The 2,378-nt window shown below is 62.9% G+C and carries 2 protein-coding genes and 1 pseudogene; 1 reads left to right on the forward strand and 2 read right to left on the reverse strand.

The window, feature by feature from the left end; genetic code table 11:
* Positions 1-60 precede the first annotated feature (60 nt).
* A complete protein-coding gene (locus EN939_RS30265) occupies positions 61-1,299 on the reverse strand; it encodes an FAD-dependent monooxygenase (RefSeq protein WP_127270761.1) in 1,239 nt (412 codons plus the stop codon).
* Between the two features lie 19 nt (positions 1,300-1,318).
* The gene (locus EN939_RS30270; protein ID WP_023814125.1) at positions 1,319-1,564 is read right to left on the reverse strand and encodes a zinc-finger domain-containing protein; all 246 of its coding nucleotides are present in this window, start codon (positions 1,562-1,564) and stop codon (positions 1,319-1,321) included.
* 246 nt (positions 1,565-1,810) lie between these two features.
* Here EN939_RS30270 and EN939_RS30275 point away from each other — a divergent pair.
* A pseudogene (locus tag EN939_RS30275) lies at positions 1,811-2,378 on the forward strand (RNA degradosome polyphosphate kinase); the annotation flags it as partial.

The following is a 2,378-nucleotide window of genomic DNA, read 5'->3' on the forward strand; positions in this document are numbered from 1 at the left end:
AAGTGGGGGAGATGTCCGGCAGGACAGAGGGGGGCGCTGTCCCGCCAGCCTGTCAGGCTTTCAACGCCTGACAGCAGCCTCAACTGCCCGCCACCCATAGAGCCAATCCAGATCCGCCGCGAGCTTTTCCGAGCGCACCTTCAGGAACACATTGCGCGCAATCGCCACTGGACCCGAGGCATGCCAGGCCAGCCGGTTGACAGCGCCGCGTCGGGCGACCTGCGCTACACGCGGTCGCCGTGACTGTTCCCAGGTCGCAGGTGCGGCCAGGGGGTCGGCAGGGAAGTCGGCGATGATGTCGGCAAGCGTCGCAGCATCCTCGATCGCCATCGCCGCGCCTTGCGCCGCGAACGGCGTCATCGCATGCGCGGCATCGCCGATCAGCGCCATGTTGCCGGTCGTCCAAGGTTGTTTGCTGTCGACCGTATGGATCGGCCATGCGGTCCATGGGCCGGCCTGCTCGACCAGGCGGGCAAGTTCTGCCGCGGTGCCGCGCAGGGCTCGGGTCAGGATCCCGGCGTCGGCATTGCCGGACCAGCCTTCGGCAATACGGTCGCCCCTGGTGAAGGCAGCGAGATTGAAGGCAGCACCCTTGCTGACGGGATAGGCCACCATATGGAAGCCGGGATGCAGGAAGGTGGTGACGCAATTGGTTACACCGATCGCGGCAAAGGCTTGTCCGGCAGCGCTTTCGGCGGCAATGGTCGCGCGCCAGGCCAGTTCGCCGGAGAAATGGTTTCTTGGCAAAGCCGCCCTTTTGGCCGAATCGACAAGTGCGCGCACCGACGACCAGACACCATCGGCTCCGATCAGCAGGAAGCCCTCAGCCTTGATGGTTTTGCCGTCGATCTCGGCCGTCGCGGTGATGCCATGGGGGCCGGTGGCAGCGCTGCTGACGCGGGCGCCGGTGGTAAGATGGATATCCGGTATCTGGGAAACCCGTGCCATCAGCGCGCTCTGCAGATCAGCCCTGTGAGCGACGAGATAGGGCGCCTGCCAGCGCGTTTCGGCGGCTTGCCCCAGCGGCACCCGCGCCAGTTCGCGCAAGGTCGCGGCCTCCTTCAACACCACGGCTTCCGGCCGCACCGTTGCCGGCAGCAGCTTGTCGAGTACGCCAAGCTGGCGAAGGATACGTGTCGCGTTGGGAGAGAGCTGGATGCCGGCGCCGGCAGCTTCCAGGCGCTGCGCCTGTTCGAACACCCGAACAGGGTAGCCGCGGTCGGCGAATGCAAGCGCTGCGGTCAATCCGGCGACACCCGCCCCGGCGATGACAATTTGCCGGGATCGCGTGTCGGTCATCGGGCTGGTCGCGAAAGACTCAGGCGGCCTGATCGATGTAGATGCAGCCGGCCGGCAGCGTCTCGGTCGCCTTCAGCTTCGGAGAATAGCGGTAGAGCGTCGAGCAATAGGGGCAGACTTTTTCGTTGTCGTCGCCCATGTCCAGAAACACATGCGGGTGGTCGAAAGGCGGATTGGCGCCCGTGCACATGAATTCCTTCACGCCGATGTCGATTGCCTGATAGCCCGCATCGTTCTGAAAATGGGGAATGGAACCGCCTGCCATCGTCGTCTCCTTAACGCAGTCTCGTCTGCATCTGGATCATATCAGGCCTCTTTGCAAGTTCGATGAAATGAAACTGTCGCAAAAGCCTGTCAGAGGATAAGTTAAGCCGGTTAACGCATGGCCCCGAAGACCGACATCGGTTTTCGGCAAGGACCATGCGTCGCCTTGGAGTGGCAGAGCGTCCTTTGCGCGTCCTGAATGACGCACGACGCTTTAGCTGGCTGACGGTGTGGAAGAGCGGGAATCATGAACGAACTGAAGCCGGTGCAGAACGAATTCGTGGATGTCGAGGTGGCCCGCCCGGAGGGCGGCAATCCGGACCGGTTTGTCAACCGCGAGTTTTCCTGGCTGCAGTTCAACCGGCGCGTCCTCGAGGAGTCGCTGAACCTCAATCATCCGCTGCTGGAGCGCGTCCGCTTCCTGTCGATCTCGGCCGCCAATCTCGACGAGTTCTTCATGGTCCGCGTTGCCGGTCTTGCCGGCCAGGTACGAGAAGGCATTACGCTGAAGAGCCCTGACGGCCGCACCCCCGAACAGCAGCTCGAACAGTTGCTGCGTGAGGTCGAGCGGCTGCAGGAAGACCAGCAGAAGAGCCTTTCGGCGCTTACCGTGCTGCTCAACAAGGAAGGCATCGAGAGCATCACCCGCGATGCGCTGACCAAGGACGAGAAAATCTGGCTGGAAGACCATTTCCAGGAACAGGTTTTCCCGGTGCTCACCCCGCTGTCGATCGATCCGGCGCACCCGTTCCCGTTCATTCCCAATCTCGGCTTCTCGATGGCGCTGCAATTGCGCCATCGCAAGAATGGTGAGG

The organism is Mesorhizobium sp. M7A.F.Ca.CA.002.05.1.1 (genome assembly GCF_003998335.1).
GTDB lineage: Bacteria > Pseudomonadota > Alphaproteobacteria > Rhizobiales > Rhizobiaceae > Mesorhizobium.